Consider the following 24,124-nt stretch of genomic DNA (forward strand, 5'->3'; position numbering starts at 1 on the left):
GGGTCGTTCTACGGCTTCCGGCCGACCGCCCCGTATACCGCGACGTCGGCGGGGGTGGGACGGGGCTCCGGCTCCGCCTCGGCGCGCCATTCGCTGACTGCGCCGATGCCCGGCTCGATGAGGTCGAGTCCGTCGAACAGCTCGGCGAACTCGGCGCGGTCACGCGGCCATGCGTCGGTGCGGCCGCTGGCGATCATCGCGTCGTAGGCGGCTGCGATGTGCGGGGGTGAGAAGTCCTTGGTGGCGTTGCTGGCGACGAGGTAGCTGCCGGAGGGCAGCGCGTCGAGCAACTGCCGGACGATCGGTGCGACCGCGCCGTGGCCGTGAATGAAGTGCATGACCGCGATGAGCATGAGCCCAACCGGCTGCGACAGGTCGAGCGTGTCACGCAGTTCCGGGTGGGCGAGGATCTTGTCAGGCTCGCGGAGGTCGGCTTCGAGATAGGCGGTCCTCCCCTGCGCGCTGCTGGTGAGCAGGGCGCGGGCGTGGACCATGACCATCGGATCGTTGTCGACATAGACGACCCGGGACTCGGGCGCGATGGCCTGAGCGACCTCATGGGTGTTGTCGGCGGTGGGCAGGCCGGTGCCGATGTCCAGGAACTGCCGGATGCCCGCCTCGCGGGCCAGGAATCCGGTCGCCCGCTGCAGGAACCGCCGGTTTTCCACGGCCATGGTGCGGACCGTCGGGAACACCTTCGCGATTTCGTCGCCGGATGCGCGGTCGACGGCGAAGTTGTCCTTGCCGCCGAGCCAGTAGTTGTACCGGCGCGCCGGCTGCGGAACGGACGTGTCGAGCGCGCCGTGCAGCGCGTCCTGACCTGGTCCCTGCTCGACCACGGGCGACCCCCAAATCCGTCAGTTGTCCTTGTCCGGGCCCGCGCGTCGGCGTGCCTGACTGGGATGTCAGCGTAGCGGGTGCCCGTCACTCCGCGCATACCCGCCGCCAGCGGAGCGAGCCGTGCGGATCGCCTCGCTCGCGCGGCGCACCCAAGGCGCGACGCCGACCTTCCGCCGGCGATCATGCCGCCGAAGGAGTGGCCGATCAGGATCGGCGGCCGGTCGAACGTGCCGGCGATGCCGGCGTAGTGGGCCGCGACCTCGTCGATGCCGTGGTTGGCGATCGGCCCCGGGTCGGCCGTGCATGGGGGGCATCTGCACGCCACCCACGACGATCACTACGACGAGCATTGACCATTCACTGTGCCCCCGGCGGTCGGCTCACCAGTCGGTGAAATCCTCGGAGTAGCCGCCGGCGAAGACGTGGCGGGCGTGCTCGCGCATGCGTGGGCCGTAGGTGCGGTCGGCGGCCAGGGACGAGTAACCCGGGCCGCGCTCGACGCCGAGCACGTCCGCGGTGTCGGCGAGGTACACGTCGAAGCCCGGGTACATCAACTCGATGCACGGCAGGTCGTCGACGTCGAGGGCGAAGACCGGATACTCGCCCTCGGCGTCGGGCGTGCCGGTGGCCAGCACGCGGCGGGAGTCGCTGCCGCCCGGCAGCAGGAAGCACTCGCCGAACCGGTCGGCCAGCGCCGGCGTGTCGTACACCGAGCCGAGCGCCTCCCCGTACGCCTCGATCGCAATGCTCGCCAACGACCGCGGCGCGAGCCGCCCGGCCTCGTCGAACCACCCGTGCCGGCGCAGCATGGTGGTGTCGAACGCCAGCCAGCGCCGCAGGCTCGCCGGCAGCGGCCGCCCGCTGGGGAACGCCGCGACGCCGTCCAGCGGCACGGGCTCGCCGTCGACCCACGGCCCGGCCCACCGGTTGTAGTCGAGCACGGGACGGCCGGGGTCGGCCCGGACGGATTGAATGACGCGGTCGACGAGGGCCGCACCGTGCACGGCGGCGTTCGGGGCCGAAACCATACCGACCTTGTACCGCACGCCCCTCCCCCGCCGCGCACCGACCCGCGGGCCGGGTGTCAGCCGGTGGAGAGCGAAGCCGGCCGGCCGCCGTCGGCGTGGCTCACGGCGGCGGCCAGGCGGTCTACGGCGGTGAATGCCCCGTAGGCGAGCAGCCGCACCAGGTCGGCGTCGGAGCGGCCCGCGCCGTCCGGGCCGACCGAGCTGCGCCAGGCCGCGACGGCGCTGTCGGTCAGCCGATACGGCGCGATCGCCGCGAGCACCGCCAGCCGCGCCGCGGGCAGCTGGTCCTCCGGCACCCCGGTGACGGCGCGGTCGAGCCAGCCGTTGCCGAGCTCCGGGTGCTCGCCGTCCCACGCGTCGACGGCGGACAACAGGGCGTCGCGAGCCGCGTCGCCGAGGAGCGCACCGCCCGCCTTCGACGCCCGCGAGAACGCCACCCAGGCCGTGCCGACCGGCGCCCCGGCCGCCCAAGCGGGCTCACCAGCGGCCGAAGTAGCGCCACCCGCGGCGGGGGTCAGCAGGGAGAGGCTTTCGCCCAAGGGCAGGGTGCGGCGGACCGTGCGGGACAGGGCCAGGCCGGCAGCCCGCCGGGACGGGTCGCGCAGGGCGCCACCCGGGAGCGGGGAGCCGGGGCGCAGCGCGTCGACCAAGCGGTTGATGCAGTGGTTGGCCAGGGCGGTACCGACGTATTCGGGGGCCAGCTCGGGCGGGAACGGCCACGGCCGCGGGGACGGGCGGCGGGTGGACATCGCCCAGGCCACGAGCGCGGCGTCCGCGGGGTCTTCGGGCGTGTCGCCGCGGAGGACCGCCGAGGCCAGGCGGTGCTCGCCCGTGGCGTGCAGCATCGCGGTGTGCGCGTCGATGCAGAACGGGCAGCGGTTCGCCACCGCCACGGCGGCCGCGACCGCCTCCTTGCGGTGTCGCGGGGCGGCGCCGACCAGCAGCGACTCGCGCAGCACCGCCCAGAGCGCGGCGTGCAGCTCCGGCACGACCGACAGGTGCGGCGCGAACAGGGCGCCCAGCTCGCGGGCCGACCGGGCGTACACCTCGGCGACCGAGCCGGTGGCGGCGCGCCTCGGCACCGGGACGACGAACCGGTACGGCGATGACATGGGCGGCTCCCTTCGTTGACTGCCGTCCATGGTTCGCCGCGGAGGGCCGGAAGTCGTCATGCCGTGGGAGGCACTCGGGCGTACCTCCCCGGTCGTAGTCCGTACACGAGGCGGGGTCAGCCGGTGATCCGCTCCGGCTCGATCGTCAGCAGCAGCCGCACCTGGTCCCGCCCGCCGAACCACGGGTAGGGCCCGCCGAGGTAGCGGTGCGAGAGCGTGTCGACGTGCTCGGCGGCGCCCTCCTCGGTCATCGCCACCACGCGGCCGCGGACCTGGAAGTACCGGCGCGGCTCGGCCGGGTCGCCGACGGCGAGGGCGACACGCGGGTCGCGCTCGAGGTTGCGCACCTTCTGGTGGCCGCGCACGGTGTTGACGAGCACATGCCGGCCGTCGGTGTCGACCCAGGTCTGGGTGATCTGCGGCGAGCCGTCCGGCATCAGGGTGGTCAGGTAGCACAGGCTCGCGCCTTCGAGCAGGCGCAGCAGTTCCTCTGGAAGATCCACGACCGGAACGCTACTCCGGCTCCCGCGGGCGCAGCATCACGACCAGGTCGTGCCCGGCGTTAGGCTCGGCGCTTGACATCCTCCCCTCCCTAAAGGGAGGGGATTGCCTGGGTCACCCCAGGGGTTTCCTGCTTCACCGCCGACCGCCGCGTCCGGGAGGACTCCCGTTGAGGTCTTACACCAGCTCCACAGGCCGTCACCGCCAGCCCGGCGGCCAGAAGGTTGCGTGCCGCGTTCACGTCCCGGTCGTGGGTGGTGCCGCACCGGCACGTCCACGTCCGCACGGTGAGCGGCATGTGCTCGGCCAGCGCGCCGCAGGCCGAGCAGAGTTTGGAGGACGGGTACCAGCGGTCGACCGCGATCACCTCGCGGCCGTACCAGGTGGCCTTGTACTCCAGCATGGTCCGGAACTGCCGCCACGCCGCGTCCGAGATGGCACGGGCCAGCGTGCGATTCTTGACCATGTTGCGGACGGTCAGGTCCTCGATCACGATCGTTTGGTTGTCACGAACGAGCCGAGTGCTCAGCTTGTGCAGGTGGTCGCGGCGCCGGTCGGCGATCCGGGCATGGACGCGGGCGACCTTGACCCGGGCCTTCGCCCGGTTGCTGGAGTCCTTCTCCTTGCGGGCCAGGTTCCGCTGGGCGCGGGCCAGCCGCGCCCGGTCGGCGCGCTCGTGCCGCAGGTTGGGGATCTTCTCCCCGGTGGACAGGGTGAGCAGGCTGTCCAGCCCGGCGTCGACCCCGACAGCGGTGTCCACCGCCGGGGCGTCGGGGATCAGATCTTCGCAGAGCAGGGACACGAACCAGCGCCCGGCCGCGTCCTGCGACACGGTCACCGTCGACGGCGAAGCCCCCTCCGGCAGCGGCCGGGACCACACGATGTCCAGCGGCTCGGCCATCTTCGCCAACGTGAGCCTGCCGCCACGGAACCGGAACGCGCTGGTGGTGTACTCCGCCGACCGCCGGGACTTCTTCTTCGACTTGAAGCTCGGGTAGCGGGCACGGCCGGCGAAGAAGTTCACGAACCCCGCCTGCAGATGCCGCAACGCCTGCTGCAACGGCACCGACGTGACCTCGTTGAGGAACGCCAGCTCCTCGGTCTGCTTCCACGCGGTCAGCATCGCCGAGGTCGCGTTGTAGTTGACCCGTTCCCGCCGCAACGTCCACGCCTCGGTGCGGGCGGCCAATGCCAGGTTGTAGACCTTCCGGACACACCCGAACGTCCGCACCAGCTCAGCGGCCTGCACGTCGGTCGGGTAGCAGCGGTACTTGAACGCCCGCTTCACCGTCCTGCACACACCTCACATCTTGGCCGATCTATTTTGTGAACCTTGCGGTGACACGCGGGCAGACCCCGATCCGCCATGGCGGCGAATCAGCTTTCCCCGTCCTGCTCCGCAGGGGGTCCGTTTCCTCCCCCGCCTGAAGGCCGGGGTCTCCACGGAAGGAATCCGATGATCCTGCTCACCGGGGCTTCCGGCGGCGTCGCCTCGCTCCTGCGCCTCGAAGGCCCCGTCCGGCGCACCGACGTCGTCGCCCACCCGTCGTGGCCCGACCTGGTCGTCGGGGACCTGGCCGACCCGGCGTTCGCCCGCTCGGTCGCCGAGGGCGCCGACGCGATCGTTCACCTGGCCGCCCAGGCCGACCCGGTCACCCCCTGGGCCGGGCTGCGCACGCCGAACGGCGACGTCACCGCGAACGTGCTCGACGCCGCGGTGGCCGTGGGTGTACCACGGGTGATCCTCGCCTCGTCGCTGCACGCGGTCGCCGGCCACGTGGACGCCGGCCGGACCTTCGTCGGCGAGGACCTTCCGCCGCACGCCTGCTGCGCGTACGGCGCCAGCAAGGTCCTCGGCGAGCAGCTGGCCCGCTGCTACACCGACGTCTGGGGCCTGCGCGTGCTGTGCCTGCGCCTGGGCGGCGTCCGCGACCGCCCGCTCGGCCTGAGCTGGCGCGGCGGCTGGCTGAGCCCGGCCGACCTCAACCGCCTGTTCGCCGCGGCCCTCACCGCGGACGTGCCGTACGGGGTGTACCACGGGGTCTCGAACAACACGCCCCAGGTGTACGGCTACTCGCTGCCCGGCTACGCCCCGCAGGACGACTCGGCGTCCTTCCCGGACCTGCCCGACGACCTGACACCGCCGCCGGCCGACCGCCCGCGCTGGGGCATCGCCCACCGCAGCTGACGGCGCCATGACCAGGAGGACCGTCTCTCACGTCCGACCGGCCTCCGGCGTCTTCACGGTAGAACTGCAGATGAGGAGGGATCATGACTGCCGGAACTCGAAGGCATGCCTTCGTCGGGACGACGCTCGGCGAGCTGCTGTTCGTCGCGGACGGTGCGGCGCTTGCGGGTCTGTACTTCCCGAAGCACTGGTATCCGCCGAAGGAGTCCGAGATCGGCGAGCGTGTCGAGGCGAACGCCGACCCGGTGATCGCTGAGGCGGCGCGGCAGGTGCGCGAGTATCTCGCCGGTTCGCGGCGGGGCTTCGACGTGCCGGTTTCGACGCACGGGGACGAGTTCTCGGAGCGGGTCTGGGCTTTGCTGCGGCAGATTCCGTACGGGCAGACCACCACCTACGGCGCCCTTGCCGAGCGGCTCGGAGGCAAGCAACTCGCGCAACGCGTCGGGCAGTCGGTCGGTCACAACCCGGTCAGCATCGTCATCCCGTGCCACCGTGTGGTGGGTGCGGACGGATCGTTGACCGGGTTCGCGGGTGGCTTGACACGGAAGCGGGCGTTGCTGGAGGTGGAGGAGCCGGAGGAGGCACGGGCAGCACGCCTGTTCTGAATCGCCGGCCTCACGTTCCGGGACGCGAGCGCGTCTACGGGGTGATGAACATGAGACAGCGCTTCGAGCAGGCGGTGCAGCGGCACGGCGCGACCGTGTTGCGGGTGTGCCGTGCTGTGCTCGGCCCGGGTACCGACGCGGACGACGCCTGGTCGGAGACGTTCCTGGCCGCCCTGCGCGCCTGGCCCGGGCTGGACGAGGACACGAACGTGGAGGCGTGGCTGGTCCGGGTCGCGCACCGCAAGGCGATCGACGTGACCCGGGCCCGCGCCCGGCACGCGATCCCCACCGACGACCTGCCGGAGCAGGCCTCGACCGAGGGTGTCCCGGACGCGGAGTCCGCGGAGCTGTGGGGCGCCGTCGCGTCGTTGCCGCAACGGCAGCGCCTGGCGGTGGCGTATCACTACCTGGGCGGGCTACCGCACGCCGAGACGGCCGAGCTGATCGGCGGGACCCCGGAGGCGGTGCGCCGGGCGGCGGCGGATGGGATCAAGACATTACGGAAGACGTATCACGCGGGCGAGACACGGGAAGGAGCACCCCGATGAACACCATGATCAACGGCGTTGGCGAGGCCGGGGAGCCCGACGTGACCGCCCTGCTGTCCGTGCCCGAAGCTGATCTGGCGGCTCTGCATGCCCGCCTGGCGCAGGCGGCGGCCGACAACGGGCTGCTGGATGTGGCCTACCGTACCGTCGACACGCCGGTCGGCGCGCTGCTGCTGGCGGCGACCGAGCGCGGCCTTGTGCGCGTCGCCTACGAACGGGAGGGGTTCGACGCGGTCCTCGACACGCTCGCGGCGAGGATCAGCCCGCGCATCCTGGTCGCCCCGAAGCGGCTGGATGTGGTCGCGCTGGAGCTGGAGGAGTACTTCGCCGGCACCCGGCACGCCTTCGACGTGCCGCTGGACTACGCCCTGTCGGCCGGGTTCCGGCAGACGGTGCAGCACTACCTGCCCCGCATCGGCTACGGACGCACCCTGACCTACAAGCAGGTCGCCGAGCAGGTCGGCAACCCGAAGGCGGTCCGCGCGGTCGGCACGGCGTGCGCGACCAACCCGCTGCCGGTGGTGGTGCCCTGCCACCGGGTGCTGCGCACCGATGGGAGCCTGGGCGGCTACGTCGGCGGCCTCGACGCGAAGACCACCCTGCTCACGCTGGAGAAGGCGGCATGACCACGACCGGCACGACGACGAAGACCGGGCAGGCGGCGTCCGCGGGCCGCAAACCCGGCCGTCTGTGACATCGGCGGCACGGTGCTGGGTAGCCCGAGGCGGATAGCTGCAGTGAGTGCCGGGTCGTTCGCGTGCTCGTCGGTCTCGGCACCCGGCTCGGGGGATAGCGATGAGACGCCTGTCAGCTCGCCTCAAGGCGCTGCCGATGCTGGCCGCTCTGGTGCTGCCGGCCACCGAGGCGCCCGCGCCGGCCGGGCTCGACGGCGCACGTGGGTGCCCGGCCGTGGCCCGGCCACAGGTTCCCGGTGCGCGCATCCTGACCGTGGCCGTGGCCGGGCACCCGGGCGGGGTCGCCTTCCTCAGCGATGGGGGGCACCTGGTCACGGGCGTTCCGGCCTTCTGCGACGTCACCGTCGTGCTCACCCATCCGGGTGCCGGCGACCGGGTGCGGGTGCGACTGTGGCTGCCGCGCACGAGATGGAACGGGCGCTTCCAGGCGGTCGGGGGTGGTGGGTTCTCCGCCGGCGGATCCGAACGCACGCTCATCCCGGCGATACGCGGCGGCTACGCGGCGGCATCGACCGACGCCGGTGACCGCACCGCCAGCTCGGGGCGACCGGACTGGGCCCTTGACCCCGACGGGACGGTGAACGAGGGGCTGCTGACGAACTTCGCGTATCGCTCGGTGCACGAGATGAGCATCGTCGGCAAGCAGGTGACGGCCGGTTTCTACGGCCGGCCCGCGGCGTACTCGTACTGGAACGGTTGCTCGACCGGCGGCCGGCAGGGCCTGATGGAGGCCCAGCGCTACCCTTCCGACTTCGACGGCATCGTCGCGGCGGCGCCCGCCATCAACTGGGACCGGCTCACCGTCGCCCAGTTCTGGCCGCAGGTCGTGATGCACGACGCGGGCGTCTACCCCACCGCGTGTGCATTCGACGCCTTCAACCGCGCCGCGATCTCCGCCTGCGACGCCGAGGACGGCGTCACCGACGGCATCATCGGCCGGCCCGAGCGGTGCGCCTTCGACCCGGGCACGCTGGTCGGCCGGACGATCGTCTGCCACGGCAGGCGGGTGCGGATCGGCCAGGCGGACGCCGACATCGTCCGCAAGATCTGGGACGGTCCCCGGAGCACGTCCGGAAGGCAGCTCTGGTACGGCCTGCTGCGCGGCACGCCCTTCACCCCGCTGGCCGCCACCACGAAGTCGCCCTTCGGGCCCCGGCACGGCGCGCCGTTCCCCGTCGCGGACAACTGGATCAAGTACTTCCTCGAACAGCGGCCCGGCTTCGACACGTCCACGATCGGCCACGTCGGGTTCGAGCGGCTGTTCCAGCGATCCCGAGCCCGCTACCACGCCGTCATGGGCACCGACGACCCCGACCTGTCCGCGTTCCGCGCCGCCGGCGGCAAACTGATCACCTGGCAGGGCCTGGCCGACCGGGTCGTCTTCCCGCAGGGCACGATCGACTACCGCCGGCGGGTCGAGGCGTTCATGGGCGGCGCGGACGCCACCGACCGGTTCTACCGCGTCTTCCTCGCCCCGGGCGTGGGCCACTGCGGGGGCGGGCCCGGACCCGTCCCGATCGACCCGCTCGCCGCCCTCGTCGACTGGGTCGAGCACGGCCACGCGCCGGACAGGCTGCCCGCGGCGACAACGGGCGCGATGGGCCGCAACACCACCACGACCGACCTGTGCCGCTACCCGCAGGTGTGCTGACGGCTGTGTCCTGCCCTGGGGCAGCGAGCGGACACCACCGTGGTCATCCGCCGGTGTTCGGCCGGGTGAGTCCCCGGTCGTAGGCGAAGATGACGGCCTGCACGCGGTCGCGTGCGCCGATCTTGGCCAGGACCTTGCCGACGTGGGTCTTCACGGTGGACTCGGACAGCACGAGCCGCTCGGCGATCTCCCGGTTGGTCCAGCCGGTGCCGATCGCCACCAGGATCTCGCGTTCCCGGTCGGTGAGGCTGGCCAGGCGCGGGTCGGTGCGGCCCGGCGGCGCGGCGTCGGCGCCGAGGTGGCCGGCGAAGCGGTCCAGCAGCCGCCGGGTCAGCGCGGGCGCGATGACGGCGTCGCCGTCCGCGACCGCCCGGATGCCGGCCAGCAGCTCCTCGGGCCGCGCGTCCTTGAGCAGGAAGCCGCTGGCCCCGGCGCGGAGCGCGGCGTGCGCGTATTCGTCCAGGTCGAACGTGGTCAGCACGAGCACCCGGGACCGGCCGCCGGCCGCGACGACGCGGCGGGTGGCCTCGATGCCGTCCATGCCGGGCATGCGTACGTCCATGAGAATCACGTCGGGGTGCAGCTGCTCGGCGCGGCGCACCGCCTCGGTACCGTTGCCGGCTTCTCCGACGACGTCCGTGTCCTCGTTGCTCTCCAGCAGCATGCGGAAGCCCAGCCGCTGCAAGGGCTGGTCGTCGACGATGAGTACGGTGATCATGGCCGGCCTTCGGGTGCGGGGAGCGGGGTCAGGTCGAGGGTCGCCCGTACCGTCCAGCCTCCGCCGGGGCGCGGTCCGGCCTCGACGGTGCCGGCGTAGAGGGCGGCGCGCTCGCGCATGCCGGCGAGTCCGTGCCCGGGCTTCGCGGCCGGCGGCGGCGGGTGTTCGGGCGGCTGCGGGCCGGTGTCGTGCACGGTGATCTGCAGGCGCTCGCCGCCGGCGGCGAGACCGACGTCGAGCGCGGTGCGAGGCCCCGCGTACCGCAGCGCGTTGGTCAGCGCTTCCTGGGCGATCCGGTACGCCGTGAGCTGCACCCCGCGGTCGAGGGCGTCGACGTCGCCGGCGGTGCGGTAGACGACGTCGGGCCCGGCCGCCCGGATGCGCTCGCAGAGGGCGCCGATCTCGGCGATGCCGGGCTGCGGGTGCAGTTCGGCGGCCTCGGTCTCCTCGCGCAGGACGCCGAGCACCCGGCGCAGCTCGGCGAGGGCCTGCCGGCCGGTGTCGCCGATGAGCTCGAGTGCCTCGCGGCCGCGTTGCGGGTTGCCGCCCACCGCGTACGAGCCGCCGTCGGCCAGTGAGATGATCACCGAGAGGCTGTGGCCGACGATGTCGTGCATCTCGCGGGCCACCCGGGTGCGTTCGGCGGCCGCCGCGAGCCGGCTGCGCTGGTCGCGCTCGATCTCCAGGCGCTGCGCCCGGTCGCGCAGCGCGGCCAGTTGGGCCCGGCGGATGCGGATGGCGAAGCCCAGGGCGGCGGCCGCGGTGGCGGCGCTGTAGAGGAAGAACAGCGCGTCCCACGGCGACACCACGGCGGAGACCCGCCACGCGACCAGCCCCAGCGCCGCGGCGACGGTCAGCCCGGCCCACGGCAGGCGTGCCGGATGCACCCGCAGCACCAGGCTGTAGACGGCGATGACCAGCGCGACGTCGGCGCGCAGCAGCACGCCGAGCGACCACTGCAGGACGAACACGGCGGCGATGGTGTAGAACGCGGCGGTGGGGGCCCGCCGACGCCAGAACAGCGGCAGGACCAGGCCGAGCTGCAGGGCGAGCGTGCCGGCCGGCGCCGGGTGGTACAGCAGCATCTGCAGGTCCCGCCGATCGTCGCTGTGGCGGACGAAGTCGGGCGCGCAGAACACCAGCAGTACCGCGGCCACCACCGCCGCGTCGAACAGCCATGGCCGCCGGGCGTCGAGCCGCCGCAGCCGCTGGCCGAGGCCGGTGAGCCCGTCGACCAGCGGGTGGGCGGCGAGGTGGTCGGTGCCGGCGGAGCTCATCGTCACCGACCCCCTTGCGATCGTCATGCGTCCTTGCGTACCAGGCGGTAGGCGCTGCCGGCCAGCGCCAGGACGGTCCAGCCCAGCAGGACCAGCGCGCCGGTCCCCGCCGACAGCATGCCCGGGCCGTGCTGCAGCGCGTACAGCGACTCGCCGGCGTTGCTCGGCAGGTACGGGCCGATGTTGTCCTGCCAGGAGCTCGGTAGCAGCGACAGCAGCCCGGGCACCAGCAGCAGCGTGGCGACGAGCACCGAGATGCCCCCGGCGACCGAGCGCATCAGCATCCCGAGCCCGACCCCGATCACCCCGACGAGGCTCAGATAGAGTCCGGCGCCGAGCAGCGACCGGGTGACGCCGCTGTCCGACAGGGACATGTGGGCCGGGGTGCCGGACACGACGGCGTCGACGATCAGGAACCCGCCGAACGCGCCGGCGACGGCCACGACGAAGGCGACCACGCCGTACACGGCGGCCTTGGACCACAGCACCGGCAGCCGGCGCGGAACCGCGGCCAGCGTCGAGCGAATCATGCCCGTGGAGTACTCGCCGGCGGCGAACAGCACGCCGAGCACGCCGAGCGCCAGCTGGCCGAACCGCACGCCGAACAGCGTCAGGCTCACCGCGGTCGCGTGGGCGAACTCCCCCGAGCCCACCCGGGTGCCGCCGGCGGTGGTCAGCGACTTGTACCGCACCGCCGCGATGCTGCCGAACACCAGCAGGCCGGCCAGCCCGAGGGCGAGCGTGATCCAGGTGGAGCGCAGCGTCCACAGCTTCGCCCACTCCGAGCGGAGCACCCGCCGCCCGGTGACCTTGTACGCGGGCCGCGCCACCGGCCCGGCGTCGGCTCCCGCCGGGCGCGCCTCCATGACCGTGCTCATGCCGCCACCCCGCTCGTCGTCACGCCGCCGTGGTACTCCACGGCGTCCCTCGTCAGATCCATGAACGCCTCCTCCAGCGATACGTGCTTCGGCGTGAGCTCGAACAGCGCGATGCCGTGCTCGGCGGCCACGAGCCCGATCTGCCGCGCCGAGAGCCCGGTCACCCGCAGCTCCTCGGAGCCGGCCCGCCCGGTGATCTCCACGCCGGGGCCGGCGAGCGCGGCGCGCAGCCGGGCCGGGTCCGCGGTGGCCACGGCGACGGCGTCGCCGCCGGCCTGGCGCACCAGGTCGTGCACGGTGGTGTCGGCGAGCAGGCGCCCGCGCCCGACGATGATGAGGTGCTCGGCGACGAGCGCCACCTCGGTCATCAGGTGCGACGACACGAACACCGTGCGGCCCTCCTCGGCGAGCCGGGTGAGCAGGTTGCGGATCCACAGCACGCCCTCGGGGTCGAGGCCGTTGACGGGCTCGTCGAGCATCACCGTGGCCGGGTCGCCGAGCAGCGCGGCGGCGATGCCGAGCCGCTGCCCCATGCCGAGCGAGAACGACCCGGCGCGCTTGCGCGCCACGGACTGCAGCCCGGTCAGCTCGATCATCTCGTCGACCCGCCGCCGCGGGATGCCGTGCGTGTGGGCGAGGACCATCAGGTGGTCGAACGCGGTGCGACCCGGGTGGATCGAGCGCGCCTCCAGCAGCGCTCCGACTTCCTGCAGCGGCGCCGTGTGGCGCGCGTACCGCCGGCCGTTGACGGTCACCGACCCGCTGGTCGGCGCGTCCAGGCCGATGATCATGCGCATGGTGGTGGACTTCCCCGCGCCGTTCGGCCCGAGGAAGCCGGTCACCATGCCGGGCTTCACCTCGAAGTCGAGGCGGTCGACCGCCGTCTTCTCGCCGTACCGTTTCGTCAGCTGCCGTGCCACGATCATCGGCCGTTCCTCGCCTCTACCCGCCGCATTTCCGGCGTCCCGTCGACGACGGTAAAGACCGAACGACCTCCGGCGGCGGTACCGCGGAACGATCTCCCCGCTCCGGCGTAGTACCGCGGTACCAGGCCGGGACGACTCAGCCGCCAGCCGGCGGCGAAGGCGACGGCGAGAACGTTTCGGACGGGCTCGGGGCCGCGGAGGGGCTGGCATCGCTCGGCGACGGTCGTGCCGACGGGGCCGAGGTCACGGCCGGTGCGGCCGGGGTGACGGGCGCGGCATGGGCCGTGCCGGGCCGCGGCGACGTCGCCAGCGTGCGCGGTGCCCCGGTGGTGCGCTGCTGGGTCGGTGCGGGCTTGGGTTGCGCGGCGGGCGGCGCCGCCGGTTGCCGGCTCGGCTGGTCGCCCACGCGCGGGTCCGCGCCGGACGAGGGCCTCCCCACCAGCGCCGTCTCGCCCGGATGGTCGCGCGGCGCCGGGGCGGCCTGCGCGACCGAGCCCGGCGGGCCGGACGGCGACCCGGACGCGTACAACGAGCCGATCGTCGCGGCCGCCATGACGGCCGCGGCGATATACAGTCCGACGCCCCGGCGGGCCGCCGCGTGCCGCCCGCGGCCGAACGGCCGCCGGTGCCGGGAAGACCGCCCGCGGCCCGCGGCAGGGTGCTGCTCGTGGTACATCGCAAACGCCTATGCAACTGACGGGGTCGGGCGGAGATTCGCCCAGCTGGACCCTAGCGCTTGCCCGCACCCGGGTGAACCCGCCGCCGATATCCGCCAACAGGCATGCCGGATCGAGTCGGTCTGCTCGTGGTCCCCACTCGTGCGGAAACCATACAGTTCCACGTGCTAGTGTCGGTTTACGGACACCGCCGCCGGCTACCGCTACAGAAAGGCAACCGCTGATGGTCTTCAAGAAGCTGCTCGCCGGCCTCGGCCTCGGTGGTGTCGAGGTCGACACCGTCATCGCCCCGCAGCCGGCGACGCCCGGCGGCGCGATCGCCGGCCAGGTCAACCTGCGCGCCAAGAGCGACAGCCAGGTCACCGCCATCGAGCTGCAGCTGCTGGCCAACGGTCCGCTCGGCGAGCTCGAGCTCGCCCGCCACCGCGTCGCCGCCGACCTCCACATCACCAGCGGCGGCGCCTCGTCGGTGCCGTTCACCCTGCCCGTGCCCGCCCATGCCCCGTTCACCGCCCTCTACGGCCACAACCTGCCCGGCCTCACCGTCGGTGTGCGAACGCACGTCACCGTCGCCTCCGGCAGCGCCAAGGGCGACTTCGACCCGGTCACGCTCGACGCCGGCCCCGTCCAGCAGCGCATCATGGACGCACTCGGCATCATCGGCGCCCGGTTCGTCCGCAGCGAACTCCGCCCGAGCGCCGGCCTGGCCGTCCCCGCCGCCCAGGCCGTCACCTTCTACGCGCCCATGCCCGAAGGTCAGCAGCCCGGCCCGCACATCCCCCAGATCGTGTTCCTCATCGTCCCGGGCGCCGACGACCTCACCGTCGTCGTCGAACTCGCCGCCCGGCCCGGCGCGGGCGACCGCCACCATCTCAGCGCGGCGGACGTCGACCGCTTCAACACCGACGAAGACGGCTGGATCAACGAGGTCGACCGGTGGCTGACCGCGATCCTGCAGCAGCACGGCCGGACCGCCGCGCCGGGAGCGTTCCTGCAACCGCACCAGCCGGCGGCGTACGGCGAGCCGGGCCACGGCCGCGGCCGTACGTACGCCTACCAGGGTCACCAGCCGTACCAGTACGGTGGCTACCAGCGGCGGCCCGGCATGGGCACCGCCATCGCCGCCGGCGTCGGCGGCGCCGCGCTGGGCTTCCTCGGGGGCATGGTCATCAGCGACATGATCGGTGACGCCTTCGAGCCCGACGTCGCCGACCAGGCCACCGAAGCGTTCGCGGACACCGGGTTCGACGGCGGCTTCGACGACGAGGGCTTCGACATCTGATCGGCTACTCCCGGGTGTCGCGGCGGACCAGCTCGCGCGCTGCGACACCCGGAGATCGCCCGGCGTACGCCGCCGCGATGGCTACATCCACCGGGATCCGAGCCACATCCGGGACAGCCACTCCGCCGCGGTGACGCCCATGCCCGAGTAGATCGGGTAGAAGTACGCGAAGCAGGCCGCGACGAGCAGGACGTAGGCGCCGGCGATGGCCGCGCCGACGGTCCGGCGCGGGGTGCGGGGCGGGCCGATGATCGCGCCGAGCACGTACACCACGGCCAGGACCAGGAACGGCTCCGCGGGCAGGCAGTAGAAGTAGTACATCGTGCGGTGCCCGGGCATCTCGCTGAACCACGGCACGATGCTGGCCAGCGCGGCGGCCATGATGAGCCAGGCGCGGCCGTCGCGGCGGGCGATCGCGAGCCAGCCGAGCGCCGCGAGCGCGGGCAGGAACGACCACCACAGCAGCGGGGTGCCGAGCAGCAGGATCTGCTCGTAGCAGGCCTCCAGGCCGCACGAGCCGGTCTGAACCGAGTAGAACAGCACGGGGCGGCCCAGCAGCAGCCACTGCCAGGGCCAGGACTGGTACGGGTGCGGCGCCTGCAGCGTGGTGTGGAAGCCGTACGCCTCCTTGTGGTAGTGGTACAGGTTCACCAGCGGGTCGATGAGGCGGTCGTGCGGCAGGCCGTTGGTCTCGGCGTACCAATGGCGGAAATAGCCGTCGTCGGAGGCGAACCAGCCGGCCCAGGTGGCCAGGTAGGCCGCCAGCGCGATGCCGGCGAACGCGAAGCACCAGCCGACGCCCGCGGGGATGCTGTCAGCGACCCAGCGCCGCACCCCGGCGCTGCGCCGCGCGCCCATGTCGAAGACCGCGGCGGCGATCGCGAACAGGACGAGGTACCAGAGGCCGCTCCACTTGACGCCGCAGGCCAGGCCGAGCGACACGGCGCAGAGGATGCGGTACCACGGGAAGCCCGGCCGCGGCCGCCCGTCCGGGTCGGCGCCGGCCTCCAGCAGCGCCAGCCACCGGCGGCGGCGCTGCTCACGGTCGAGCACCAGGAAGAAGAACGCGACGACGATCCAGAACATCAGGAACACGTCCAGCAGCGCGACGCGGGACAGCACGAAGTGCATGCCGTCCAGCGCCATCAGCAGCCCCGCCGCGCCGGCCAGGACGGTCGAGCGGAACAGCCGCCACGCGGCCAGCGTGACCAGCAGGATCGAGGCCGCACCGACCGTCACCGCCGCGATCCGCCAGCCGAAGGAGTTGTACCCGAAGAGCTGCTCCCCCAGCCCGATCATCCACTTGCCCAGCGGCGGATGCACGACGTACTGCGGCGTGCCCTCCTCCGGGTTCCACTCCACCCCGCGCTGCAGCAGGTCCCAGGCCTCGTTGGCGTAGTACACCTCGTCGAAGACGACCTCCCGCGGATGCGCGAGGCCAACCAGGCGCAGCATCAGCGCGACGCCGGTGACCAGGATCGCGGTGAGCCACAGCTCCGCCGGCCAGCGCCCCGGCCCCGCGAGCCGCCGGCGAACGATGTCCGGCACTGTGGCTTCGGCCGGCCCGCCTGAAATCATCGCACGATCGTATGCGGCGTGCCCGGGCCCGCGCTGCCCGCACGGTGCCGATCGAGTCAGGTTTCGTCGATGACTGCGCTTCGCGCGGTCGCCAGTCCGAGGGCGTACGCCGTGCACGCGGTGAGCAGCGCGGGCAGGATCGTCAGCGCGTCGGCCACCCGCCCGGCCGGGTCGCCGATCACCCGCGGATCGATGCCGAGCACGGTCACCGGATAGGTGCCGAACGCCCGGGACGGCGAGCCGAAGACCGCCAGGCTGTACACGGCGACCGCCAGCTCACACGCGACCAGGCCGCCGAGCGCCATCGTGAGCACCGCGCGGCGCCGGTGGCCCCGGCGGACCAGCGCGACGGCCACTGTGGACAGTGCGCCGATCGTCACCCACCAGCAGCCGAGCGCGGCGGCCGTCGGCCACGACATACCGGCCGGGGCGAGGAGCAGCGCCAGCGGCAGGGTGCCGGCCGTGAGCGCCGTCGGCGCGAGCGCCGCGCTGAACGGCAGCCGGGCGTGTCTCGCCAGCCAGATCGCCCCGGCGGCGACCGGCAGGGTGGCCGCCGCCTGCACGACACCCGCGGCTTCGCCGCCGACCGGTGCGCCGGCGGCCGCTGCGGCGAGCAGCAGGCACTGGCAGAGGAAGAAGAAGGCAAGGTACGCGCCGGCGAAGGCCACGGGCGCGACGACCAGGCCGGCGGTCGCGTCGAGGTGGGGGCGCAGCCGTGCGTACGTGAGCCCCCGCGCCCGTTCGGCGAGCGCGCACCGGGCCACGTCGGCCAGGTCGCGCACCGGCCGCCGCGAGTGGGCGAGCAGGTCGGCGATCTCCGCGCCGTACCGGTCCCGGACGGCACGCGGGTAGAGGGCGAGCACCAGCCGGACGACGCGGCTCACGACAGGGCCAATCGGCGCAGGCCGGTGGTGGCGACGGCTCGTATCCGCGCGAGTTCCGCCTGCAGCGCCGCCCGGCCGTCGTCGGTGAGCTGGTAGGGCTTGCGACGGTCCCCCTCCCGCTCCGGCAGCGGCTGGATGAATCCCTGCTCCTCCAGGCGCCGGATCGCGCCGTACAGCGTGCCGGGGCCGGGGCGATCCCCGGTGAGGACGGCGATGTCGTCCTGCATCGCGTATCCGTGCTTGGGGCCCTCGGCGAGACTGACCAGGATGAGCAATGCCGGCTCCGAGAACCGGCCGAACTCCGTGAGCGCCGACATGCCACCTCCGAACGATTACTACGTCGGACGTAGCATCGCATAACGAAGTACCGATGTCACCTCACCGGCGCCGCGGCCGCCGGGCTCGGGTCGGCGCTGAATTCGGCGGTCAGCGCGGCGGCGGCAACCGGTATCAGCTCCCACCAGGAGCGCAGGCGCAGCTGGCGGGGGCGCCAGCGGGGATGGAACTTGCCGGTGAACAGATACAGCGATCGGAGCTCGATCCACCGGTCCAAGGCATGCAGCGGCAGCTGGAACAGCCGTGCCCCGCGCATCTCCCCGCTGTAGACGCGGCGCATGCCGGCGAAGTTCAGCGTCACCTCGGTGGCGCCGGTGGTTCGCGCGTGCTCGACCACTGCGACGATCATGCGCTCGACCACACCGTTCGGAGCGTCGCGCCGGCGCGGGGCCACGTCGAGGGTGAGGATCCGGCCGCCCGCGGCCACCGGGAAGCGGGCGAACGCGACCGGCCTGCCGGCGGCGTCGCGGGCCACGGCATAGACGGCGTCGGTACGCGGTGTGAGGATCGCGTCGAGGTTCATGGCGAAGCCCCGCTCGCGCCGGCCGCGCAGCCAGTCGTTCAGGACCTCCTGCAGCAGCGGCACGAGAGCCGGGTCAAGGGCACCGACCTGCACGCGTACGCCCGCGTTGTCGGCCCGGTGGGCCGCCTGGCGTACGTTGCGCATCCGACGCGTGGTCAGCGAGAACGTGGCCACGTCCAGGACCGCCTCGTCACCGATCTCGACTGCACGACGCACGCCTGCCCGGCGCCAGAGTTCGCCGGTGGCCGCCGCGTCGGCGCCGAGCACGGCGGGCCGCCAGCCGTGCTGCGCACAGACCGCTACGAACGCGGCGATCGCCTCGGCCGGAGCGGAGCCGACCGGGTCGCCGCCGGCCAGGGCGACCCCGAAGCGCACCCGATAGCCGACCGCAGCCTCGCCGCCGGGGCTGAACACGTAGGTGCGGTCGGCGCGGGTCACGAACGGGGCGAGACTCCCCGCGCTCGGGTCTTGGACCAGGTCACGCACCCGGGCCCGGTCGACCTCGCCCGACGGCGGTGGCGCGGGCGCCGCCGCCAGCGACACGGCCAGGGCGGCGAGGACCATCAGGACCAGGATGTGGGCGGACCGGTCCGAGGCTGCCGGCGAGAAGGGCAGGGCGGCATAGGCGGCCCGCCTCAGCGGCTCTCCATGCCGGGCCGACACCCAGAAACCGTCGCCCAGCGTAATGACGAGCGCGACCACCGCAATCGCGGACGCGGCCCGCAACCGCCGCGAGTCCGCCCGCACGACGTAATTGCCGCGAGCGGGCACCAGGATGACAGCGGCCGCGACGGGCAGGACCAGCCGTTGCCAATGCACCGGCGGTACGACCGCGGCGACCGCGGCGAGCGCCAGGGTGACCCGTAACGCGAGCCGCCGGCGTCCGACCAACCCATGCGCGAGCAGCAGCAGCATGACGGCGAGCGAAATCCGATCCACAGCCGGCAGGGCGCCACCCGGGATCCAGGCACCACCCGCCCGCCCGAGCGCGAGCGCGGTGACCACCAGGACCAGTGCCGCCGACCACGCGCTTGCCCGCCTCACCCCACAATCATCATCCCGACAGGCCAATATCTCGATCGGCCGGCAAGGCGGAAGGGCCGCCCCGCGGTGTTCCCGCGTGACGGCCCTCCCGGTTTGGTACCGCAGGATCAGGCGACGAACTTGACGTTCTGCCGGCGACGGTAGGCGATGAACAGCACCACCCCGACCGCGATGAGCGCGACGCCCGCCCCGGTGAGCACCCACACGTTGGTGCCGGTCACCGGCAGCGGCGGCCCGGCGCCCGGCGACGGCGACGGCGAGGCCGACGGCGAGATCGCAGCGCCGGGCGGCGCGCACGCCCGCACGAGCTCGAACGGCACGTCCTGCTCGTCCGTGTAGGTCGGGACGGTGAGCGCAAAGCCGCCGAGGAGCAGCAGCCCGGCCGGCGTCTTGATCCAGGTGCCGTCCTTGGTGATGTAGCCGGTCCAGCCGTCGGGCGCCCGCTGCGGGAGGTCCCCGGCGGCCGACTTCTTGACGAGCGAGGCCTTCCGCTTGGCCACCGTGCTGGCGAGCGTCGACTCGTCGGCGCCGTCCACGACGTCGATGAAGACCCCGTCGGGGCTCATGTACAGAATGGTGAGCTTGTTCGTCTTCTCGTCGCCGAAGCCGAAGACGTACGTGATCCATTCGAAATAGATGGCCGGCTTGCTGAAGAGCCAGCCGTCCGTGCCCGGGACCGCCGCACCGGTGTCGATGCCGGTGCAGCCCTGCTTCGGCGCGGTGGCGGCGTAGACGCCCTCGTCCGGAAGGTTCAGGTAGATATCCCCGGGCGTTCTCGGGGGCGGGGCCGAGGAGGCCGGGGTGCTCGGGCTCTCCTCGGCGCGGGCCGGCGCGCCGAGGCCGCCGATGAGCAGGGCGGTGGCGGCCGTCGCCGCAGCGATCCGCGCGATCCCCCGTAGCTTCATGCGATTCCTATCAGATGGCAAGGTCTCGAATGGACCCGGAGAATCTCCCAGCAAACTCCCAGTTCAGCAACACTCATGATTCGGGCCAAATCCCCCATAAGCCAACGAGGGATATCACTCCCCCGACAGATCTGACCGAACGGACGAGATGGAATCCGCGCTCCGAAATGGGAGATATCCACAGCGTGACGGATAGAACCGCCAGCGTGATCGTATCGCCCGCCCCGAGCGTGAACCGCACCGTGAGCCGCCGGTCGTCGGAACCGGAGCGACGGTACGCGTCGATGGTGACCGGCCCGTCTCCCGTCCTGGTCAGCCAGAAGGCGGTGCCGGCCGCCACGCTCAGGAGAAGCACCGCAACGACGACGAGCGGGAACCGGTTGCGCATCACGGCGTTTCACCGGCCAGGCTTCCCGGCGCAGCGTCCGCGCGGGACAGCGCGGACAGCTCGCGGTACGCGGCGAGTACCGCCGCGGTCCGCTCGGCGATCTCGGCGACCGCGTCCGGCGCGTCCGTGCCGCCCTCGTCCGCCCGCCGGGCCCGGCGCAGCGCCCGGCGGGCCTGCTTGGTGCGGTACTGCTGATAGGCATGCTCACCGGAAACCTCGGCGAGCCTGCGCAGCGCCCCGAGCCGCTCGGCGACCCGCTCGTTCAGCTCGTCGCGGCGGTCCCCGAGCTCGGCTTGGCGGACCGCGACCTTCGCGCGCAGCGGCGCCTGCGCGGCCAGGCCGTGCACGGCTTCCTCGAGCTCCTCCAGCGCCTGGGTCACCTCGGCCCGCCGGACCAGCAGCACGGCAAGGCCCCACCGGGCCTGATCCATTGCCGGGTCGATATCGCCGGGGTCGGCCATCGCGCCGAGGGCCGGCCACGCCGCGCGGATCCGCCCCATCGACTGTTGGGCCTCGTGCCAGGGGCCCCGCTCACTATGAGGCACGAAAACCAGGTGGTGCCGCGGAGCGAGCCTGTACCGCGCCGACCCGCGCGCGCTCAGGCCAGACCCGTACAGCAACGCTGTCAGGACCACCGCCAGCAGCGGCGAGATCGGCCACAGCGCCAGGCCGACCGGCGGGAACAGCCACCACGAGCGCCATAGCCGCAGAGCCCAGGGGGCGTCCGGATCGCCGACCACGAACGCCGTCGACTCGCGGGAAGCATGCGTACCCACGGACAGATCATCCCCCCAAGGCGGCATCATGAGCCGATGACTCGGTGGTGGTTCGGCTGGTTGCGGTGGTGGCAAGGCACGCCGTTCGCGCTCCGCTCGCCGTTGAGCGTGGCCGAGGCGGTCGCCGCCCTCAACGCCGACCGGGCCACCATCCTGCGCGGGTCAGGCGTGCGGGTCGTGGTCGGCCGGATCAGCCCGGACCTGGTCCGGCTGACCTCGAAGCGCCGCTCGTCCAACAATGCCTGGCGGCCGGTCCTGCGCGCCCGGTTCCGGCCGCTGCCTGGCGGCGGCTGCGAGCTGATCGGCTCGTTCGACATCCAGCCGCTCGTCCCGCTGTTCACCACGCTGTGGCTGATCCTCGGGCTGACCGGCCTGATCGTCGGGCTGGCCGGCGTCCGGTCGGTGAGCGACCTGGCGCCGCTCGCGGCGCCGCTGGGCGCGCTGGCCCTGGTCGTAACGATCGCTGCGGTCGGCACCCGAGCGGGCCACCGCGACGAGGAGCACCTGCGCCGCTGGATCGAACGCCGCCTGTGTCCGCAGCCGTGAGGCGCGCCCGCCCGGCGGTGCGTCTCGGCGTGGCCCGGCCGCGGCCGGCTACGCGACGGACAGGACGTCCACGATGAACCGCAGCGCGCCGCGCGGCGCCCCGCTTCTCGGGTTGTCGCCATAGGCCAGGGCTGCCGGGATGTCCAGCTGCACCCGGCTGCCCACCTTGACCCCGACGAGGCCCTGGTCCCAACCCTGGATGACGTTGCCGCCACCGAGGGCGAAGCTGAGCGGCTGCGAACGATTCCAGGACGAATCGAACTCCTTGCCGTCGGCGAGCGTGACCCCCACGTAGTTCACCGTGATCGTCTGTCCCGCCTGCGCGGCCGCGCCCGCGCCTGCGACGGTCAGCACCTGCCGGCGCTTGGCAGCGGCGGCGGCCCGCGCCTTGGCGGCCTTGGACGGCAGGGCCGGGCCGGTGCCGGGACGATTGGGGGCGGCGGGACGCTGCCGGACGGTCGCGCGATCGTTCACCGCAACACCGTACGGCATTATCGCCGCGCGATCATGTGTGGCAACCCGCGAAGCTCAGCCCGGCACCAGGCGGGCGCAGCACGTGTGTCCGCTGCCAGCCGTCAGCACGCACGCTCGGTAAAGTCCGGTCGTGACGATCGAGATTCGCGACTACGACCCGGTTTGGCCCGGCCTTGCCCGGTGCGCTGCTGACGAGTTGCTGGAAGCGCTGCCTGGTCGACTCACCGTTGTCGAGCACGTGGGCAGCACCGCCGTCCCGGGACTGGCCGCCAAGCCGGTGATCGACCTGATGGCCGCGACCGGGGCCCTCGAGGCGGTCGCCGCCGCTGAGAACGCACTGCATGCGCTGGGGTACCACGGGATCGAGACCGGCATGCCCGAACGGCTCTTCTACCGGCGCGAAGGCGAGCCCGTCGCCTACCACCTGCACGTGGTGACCGCGAGTTCGTGGGACACCCGCAACGAGCGGTTGCTGCGCGACCACCTGCGTCGGCACCCCGCCGACCGCGCCGCGTACGCCCAGCTCAAGCGCGGTCTGGCCGATGCCGGCCACGACGGTGAGGCGTACACCCGCGCGAAGACCGCCCTGATCCAGCGCATGGTCGATGCGGCTCGCACCGGTCGCGGCCTGCCGCTGGTCGACGTCTGGGAGGAATGACCAGCGCCCGGCGTCGGCGTCCGGGCGCGCCAGCGGCGGTCGACGCGGTGCACGGCTATTTGGAGCGTGCGACAACCGCGCAGAGGCCGGCGAGTACGAGGGAGTAGGGCGCCCACAGGAACCGCTCCCAAGGGCTCGGCGACAGCGTGTTCATGACCGTGCTGACGATGAGTACGCCGACCAGGACCCACAGTCCCCAGCGTCCCGCCGCGTTGGGCAGCGTGGTGGCGCCCAGTCCTGCCCGGCGCAGCACGAGCAGCAGCGCCAATGTCCACACCCCGATCGCCACCGCGCTGGCGATTCGTAGCTCGGCCGGCAGGACGCCGGCGTATGCGCCACCCCACGAGGCCCGGCCCCACGGCGCCCCCAGGGCGAGCGCGAGCTGGAACACCGCGATGCCGGCGAGTCCGGCGGTGGCGGCGAACGCGGCGATACGAGACAGGGAAGGCTGTCCGGCGATCGAGTTCATGGGGTACTCCCTGTCATCAGGCTGAGGGAACGGCGTCGAGTGCGGCGAGGGACTCGTCGGCCCAGGCGATGGCGGCTTGGGCGCTGTGGCGGCCCGCGGAGATGGTGAGCTGCCAGAACGGGGCGGCGTCGGCGTACTGGGGCTCGCCGGCGGTCTGTGCGGCCAGGGCCTCGTACTCGCGCAGTTGCTGTGCGGCCTGCTCGCGGGCCTGCATGATCAGGGAGCGGCAGGCCTCGACGCCGAGTGTGTGACCGAAGAACAGCCGGATGAGCAGACCGTTTCGGGGCGGCACCGGCTGTATCGGTTGGGAGAGCAGCTCGCGCAGTCGTCGCCGCCCGGATGCGGTGATGGTGAAGGTCGACGAGCCTGGGCGGGTCGAGCCTTGGCGCGTGACGTGCCCGTCCGCCTCGAGGCCGGCGAGCGCCGGGTAAATCTGGCCGAAGCTCTCGCTCCAGAAGTGTCCGAGGACGTTACGGATGGCCTCCCGTAACGCGTATCCCGTCATCGGCTCGATGCTCAGCGCGCCGAGCACCGCCATGTCGGTTTGGCTTGAGCGGCCCACTGGCACCTCCCGGGATGTATCTGCCAGATATTTCTAACAGATACATCGGGCCGTG

At 72.8% G+C, this 24,124-nt stretch carries 28 protein-coding genes; 8 read left to right on the forward strand and 20 right to left on the reverse strand.

Features of this window, described 5'->3' with window-relative positions; all coding sequences use genetic code 11:
- Positions 1-8: 8 nt before the first annotated feature.
- The 5 genes from ACGFI8_RS21475 to ACGFI8_RS21495 form a co-directional block, all read right to left on the reverse strand.
- Positions 9-839, reverse strand: a complete 831-nt coding sequence (locus tag ACGFI8_RS21475; protein ID WP_392807263.1) for an SAM-dependent methyltransferase — start codon at positions 837-839, stop codon at positions 9-11.
- A gap of 381 nt (positions 840-1,220) precedes the next feature.
- Complete coding sequence (locus tag ACGFI8_RS21480) at positions 1,221-1,868, reverse strand: hypothetical protein (RefSeq protein ID WP_392807265.1); 648 nt, start codon at positions 1,866-1,868, stop codon at positions 1,221-1,223.
- Positions 1,869-1,924: 56 nt separating this feature from the next.
- Positions 1,925-2,980 carry a carboxymuconolactone decarboxylase family protein gene (locus ACGFI8_RS21485; protein ID WP_392807266.1) on the reverse strand — a complete coding sequence of 352 codons (1,056 nt, stop codon included), beginning with the start codon at positions 2,978-2,980 and terminating at the stop codon, positions 1,925-1,927.
- Between the two features lie 116 nt (positions 2,981-3,096).
- Positions 3,097-3,483 (reverse strand): PPOX class F420-dependent oxidoreductase, encoded by a 387-nt coding sequence (locus ACGFI8_RS21490; protein WP_392807267.1) that lies wholly within the window; start codon positions 3,481-3,483, stop codon positions 3,097-3,099.
- Between the two features lie 89 nt (positions 3,484-3,572).
- On the reverse strand, positions 3,573-4,769 hold the full coding sequence (locus ACGFI8_RS21495; RefSeq protein WP_392807269.1) for an RNA-guided endonuclease InsQ/TnpB family protein: 1,197 nt from the start codon (positions 4,767-4,769) through the stop codon (positions 3,573-3,575).
- A gap of 168 nt (positions 4,770-4,937) precedes the next feature.
- On the opposite strand from ACGFI8_RS21495, the gene ACGFI8_RS21500 reads away from it, so the two are divergent.
- From ACGFI8_RS21500 to ACGFI8_RS21520, 5 genes are all read left to right on the forward strand, one after another.
- Positions 4,938-5,669 carry an NAD-dependent epimerase/dehydratase family protein gene (locus ACGFI8_RS21500; protein ID WP_392807270.1) on the forward strand — a complete coding sequence of 244 codons (732 nt, stop codon included), beginning with the start codon at positions 4,938-4,940 and terminating at the stop codon, positions 5,667-5,669.
- 83 nt (positions 5,670-5,752) lie between these two features.
- The gene (locus ACGFI8_RS21505) at positions 5,753-6,274 is read left to right on the forward strand and encodes a methylated-DNA--[protein]-cysteine S-methyltransferase (RefSeq protein WP_392807272.1); all 522 of its coding nucleotides are present in this window, start codon (positions 5,753-5,755) and stop codon (positions 6,272-6,274) included.
- 50 nt (positions 6,275-6,324) lie between these two features.
- Positions 6,325-6,822 (forward strand): RNA polymerase sigma factor, encoded by a 498-nt coding sequence (locus ACGFI8_RS21510; protein ID WP_392807274.1) that lies wholly within the window; start codon positions 6,325-6,327, stop codon positions 6,820-6,822.
- Positions 6,819-7,448, forward strand: coding sequence for a methylated-DNA--[protein]-cysteine S-methyltransferase (locus tag ACGFI8_RS21515; protein ID WP_392807275.1), 630 nt, complete (start codon positions 6,819-6,821; stop codon positions 7,446-7,448). Before ACGFI8_RS21510 ends, ACGFI8_RS21515 begins: the two co-directional genes overlap by 4 nt.
- A gap of 169 nt (positions 7,449-7,617) precedes the next feature.
- Entirely contained in the window at positions 7,618-9,168 is a 1,551-nt protein-coding gene (locus ACGFI8_RS21520; protein ID WP_392807277.1) for a tannase/feruloyl esterase family alpha/beta hydrolase, read from the forward strand.
- Between the two features lie 43 nt (positions 9,169-9,211).
- On the opposite strand, the gene ACGFI8_RS21525 is transcribed toward ACGFI8_RS21520, so the two are convergent.
- The 5 genes from ACGFI8_RS21525 to ACGFI8_RS21545 all read right to left on the reverse strand — a co-directional run bounded on the left by ACGFI8_RS21525 (position 9,212) and on the right by ACGFI8_RS21545 (position 13,643).
- Positions 9,212-9,886 (reverse strand): response regulator, encoded by a 675-nt coding sequence (locus tag ACGFI8_RS21525; protein WP_392807279.1) that lies wholly within the window; start codon positions 9,884-9,886, stop codon positions 9,212-9,214.
- The gene (locus ACGFI8_RS21530) at positions 9,883-11,190 is read right to left on the reverse strand and encodes a sensor histidine kinase (RefSeq protein WP_392807281.1); all 1,308 of its coding nucleotides are present in this window, start codon (positions 11,188-11,190) and stop codon (positions 9,883-9,885) included. Before ACGFI8_RS21530 ends, ACGFI8_RS21525 begins: the two co-directional genes overlap by 4 nt.
- Positions 11,187-12,041 (reverse strand): ABC transporter permease, encoded by an 855-nt coding sequence (locus tag ACGFI8_RS21535; RefSeq protein ID WP_392807282.1) that lies wholly within the window; start codon positions 12,039-12,041, stop codon positions 11,187-11,189. Before ACGFI8_RS21535 ends, ACGFI8_RS21530 begins: the two co-directional genes overlap by 4 nt.
- Positions 12,038-12,967, reverse strand: a complete 930-nt coding sequence (locus ACGFI8_RS21540; RefSeq protein WP_392807283.1) for an ABC transporter ATP-binding protein — start codon at positions 12,965-12,967, stop codon at positions 12,038-12,040. Before ACGFI8_RS21540 ends, ACGFI8_RS21535 begins: the two co-directional genes overlap by 4 nt.
- A gap of 136 nt (positions 12,968-13,103) precedes the next feature.
- On the reverse strand, positions 13,104-13,643 hold the full coding sequence (locus tag ACGFI8_RS21545; protein ID WP_392807284.1) for a hypothetical protein: 540 nt from the start codon (positions 13,641-13,643) through the stop codon (positions 13,104-13,106).
- A gap of 224 nt (positions 13,644-13,867) precedes the next feature.
- Between ACGFI8_RS21545 and ACGFI8_RS21550 the strand changes: the two genes are divergently transcribed.
- Entirely contained in the window at positions 13,868-14,926 is a 1,059-nt protein-coding gene (locus ACGFI8_RS21550) for a sporulation protein (RefSeq protein WP_392807286.1), read from the forward strand.
- Between the two features lie 81 nt (positions 14,927-15,007).
- Here ACGFI8_RS21550 and ACGFI8_RS21555 read toward each other — a convergent pair whose 3' ends face one another.
- From ACGFI8_RS21555 to ACGFI8_RS21585, 7 genes are all read right to left on the reverse strand, one after another.
- On the reverse strand, positions 15,008-16,564 hold the full coding sequence (locus tag ACGFI8_RS21555; RefSeq protein WP_392807369.1) for a dolichyl-phosphate-mannose--protein mannosyltransferase: 1,557 nt from the start codon (positions 16,562-16,564) through the stop codon (positions 15,008-15,010).
- Positions 16,561-17,388 carry a hypothetical protein gene (locus ACGFI8_RS21560; RefSeq protein ID WP_392807287.1) on the reverse strand — a complete coding sequence of 276 codons (828 nt, stop codon included), beginning with the start codon at positions 17,386-17,388 and terminating at the stop codon, positions 16,561-16,563. Before ACGFI8_RS21560 ends, ACGFI8_RS21555 begins: the two co-directional genes overlap by 4 nt.
- Complete coding sequence (locus tag ACGFI8_RS21565) at positions 17,385-17,705, reverse strand: PadR family transcriptional regulator (RefSeq protein ID WP_392807289.1); 321 nt, start codon at positions 17,703-17,705, stop codon at positions 17,385-17,387. The genes ACGFI8_RS21560 and ACGFI8_RS21565 overlap by 4 nt, the downstream gene beginning before the upstream one ends.
- A gap of 56 nt (positions 17,706-17,761) precedes the next feature.
- Entirely contained in the window at positions 17,762-19,291 is a 1,530-nt protein-coding gene (locus ACGFI8_RS21570; RefSeq protein WP_392807291.1) for a bifunctional lysylphosphatidylglycerol flippase/synthetase MprF, read from the reverse strand.
- Between the two features lie 107 nt (positions 19,292-19,398).
- The gene (locus tag ACGFI8_RS21575; RefSeq protein ID WP_392807293.1) at positions 19,399-20,196 is read right to left on the reverse strand and encodes an LPXTG cell wall anchor domain-containing protein; all 798 of its coding nucleotides are present in this window, start codon (positions 20,194-20,196) and stop codon (positions 19,399-19,401) included.
- A 73-nt stretch (positions 20,197-20,269) separates the two neighbouring features.
- Positions 20,270-20,587, reverse strand: coding sequence for a hypothetical protein (locus tag ACGFI8_RS21580; RefSeq protein ID WP_392807295.1), 318 nt, complete (start codon positions 20,585-20,587; stop codon positions 20,270-20,272).
- A complete protein-coding gene (locus ACGFI8_RS21585; RefSeq protein ID WP_392807296.1) occupies positions 20,584-21,360 on the reverse strand; it encodes a hypothetical protein in 777 nt (258 codons plus the stop codon). Before ACGFI8_RS21585 ends, ACGFI8_RS21580 begins: the two co-directional genes overlap by 4 nt.
- 36 nt (positions 21,361-21,396) lie before the next feature.
- Between ACGFI8_RS21585 and ACGFI8_RS21590 the strand changes: the two genes are divergently transcribed.
- A complete protein-coding gene (locus ACGFI8_RS21590) occupies positions 21,397-21,906 on the forward strand; it encodes a hypothetical protein (protein ID WP_392807297.1) in 510 nt (169 codons plus the stop codon).
- A gap of 48 nt (positions 21,907-21,954) precedes the next feature.
- On the opposite strand, the gene ACGFI8_RS21595 is transcribed toward ACGFI8_RS21590, so the two are convergent.
- A complete protein-coding gene (locus ACGFI8_RS21595) occupies positions 21,955-22,380 on the reverse strand; it encodes an FKBP-type peptidyl-prolyl cis-trans isomerase (protein WP_392807299.1) in 426 nt (141 codons plus the stop codon).
- 130 nt (positions 22,381-22,510) lie between these two features.
- On the opposite strand from ACGFI8_RS21595, the gene ACGFI8_RS21600 reads away from it, so the two are divergent.
- A complete protein-coding gene (locus tag ACGFI8_RS21600; protein WP_392807300.1) occupies positions 22,511-23,038 on the forward strand; it encodes a GrpB family protein in 528 nt (175 codons plus the stop codon).
- A gap of 55 nt (positions 23,039-23,093) precedes the next feature.
- Here ACGFI8_RS21600 and ACGFI8_RS21605 read toward each other — a convergent pair whose 3' ends face one another.
- Together ACGFI8_RS21605 and ACGFI8_RS21610 are read right to left on the reverse strand one after the other, a co-directional pair.
- Entirely contained in the window at positions 23,094-23,507 is a 414-nt protein-coding gene (locus tag ACGFI8_RS21605) for a hypothetical protein (RefSeq protein ID WP_392807301.1), read from the reverse strand.
- Between the two features lie 16 nt (positions 23,508-23,523).
- Positions 23,524-24,069: a PadR family transcriptional regulator gene (locus ACGFI8_RS21610; RefSeq protein WP_392807303.1), complete on the reverse strand. Its 546-nt coding sequence runs from the start codon at positions 24,067-24,069 to the stop codon at positions 23,524-23,526.
- Positions 24,070-24,124: the final 55 nt, after the last annotated feature.

This window comes from Dactylosporangium sp. NPDC048998 (assembly GCF_043197855.1).
Lineage (GTDB): Bacteria > Actinomycetota > Actinomycetes > Mycobacteriales > Micromonosporaceae > Dactylosporangium.

Bases quoted from the DNA above. Each gene is read 5' to 3' on its own strand.
- ACGFI8_RS21480 (WP_392807265.1), bottom strand. From the start codon at position 1,868: ATGGTTTCGGCCCCGAACGCCGCCGTGCACGGTGCGGCCCTCGTCGAC.
- ACGFI8_RS21485 (WP_392807266.1), bottom strand. From the start codon at position 2,980: ATGTCATCGCCGTACCGGTTCGTCGTCCCGGTGCCGAGGCGCGCCGCC.
- ACGFI8_RS21500 (WP_392807270.1), top strand. From the start codon at position 4,938: ATGATCCTGCTCACCGGGGCTTCCGGCGGCGTCGCCTCGCTCCTGCGC.
- ACGFI8_RS21505 (WP_392807272.1), top strand. From the start codon at position 5,753: ATGACTGCCGGAACTCGAAGGCATGCCTTCGTCGGGACGACGCTCGGC.
- ACGFI8_RS21510 (WP_392807274.1), top strand. From the start codon at position 6,325: ATGAGACAGCGCTTCGAGCAGGCGGTGCAGCGGCACGGCGCGACCGTG.
- ACGFI8_RS21515 (WP_392807275.1), top strand. From the start codon at position 6,819: ATGAACACCATGATCAACGGCGTTGGCGAGGCCGGGGAGCCCGACGTG.
- ACGFI8_RS21520 (WP_392807277.1), top strand. From the start codon at position 7,618: ATGAGACGCCTGTCAGCTCGCCTCAAGGCGCTGCCGATGCTGGCCGCT.
- ACGFI8_RS21525 (WP_392807279.1), bottom strand. From the start codon at position 9,886: ATGATCACCGTACTCATCGTCGACGACCAGCCCTTGCAGCGGCTGGGC.
- ACGFI8_RS21530 (WP_392807281.1), bottom strand. From the start codon at position 11,190: ATGACGATCGCAAGGGGGTCGGTGACGATGAGCTCCGCCGGCACCGAC.
- ACGFI8_RS21535 (WP_392807282.1), bottom strand. From the start codon at position 12,041: ATGAGCACGGTCATGGAGGCGCGCCCGGCGGGAGCCGACGCCGGGCCG.
- ACGFI8_RS21540 (WP_392807283.1), bottom strand. From the start codon at position 12,967: ATGATCGTGGCACGGCAGCTGACGAAACGGTACGGCGAGAAGACGGCG.
- ACGFI8_RS21545 (WP_392807284.1), bottom strand. From the start codon at position 13,643: ATGTACCACGAGCAGCACCCTGCCGCGGGCCGCGGGCGGTCTTCCCGG.
- ACGFI8_RS21550 (WP_392807286.1), top strand. From the start codon at position 13,868: ATGGTCTTCAAGAAGCTGCTCGCCGGCCTCGGCCTCGGTGGTGTCGAG.
- ACGFI8_RS21565 (WP_392807289.1), bottom strand. From the start codon at position 17,705: ATGTCGGCGCTCACGGAGTTCGGCCGGTTCTCGGAGCCGGCATTGCTC.
- ACGFI8_RS21575 (WP_392807293.1), bottom strand. From the start codon at position 20,196: ATGAAGCTACGGGGGATCGCGCGGATCGCTGCGGCGACGGCCGCCACC.
- ACGFI8_RS21590 (WP_392807297.1), top strand. From the start codon at position 21,397: ATGACTCGGTGGTGGTTCGGCTGGTTGCGGTGGTGGCAAGGCACGCCG.
- ACGFI8_RS21605 (WP_392807301.1), bottom strand. From the start codon at position 23,507: ATGAACTCGATCGCCGGACAGCCTTCCCTGTCTCGTATCGCCGCGTTC.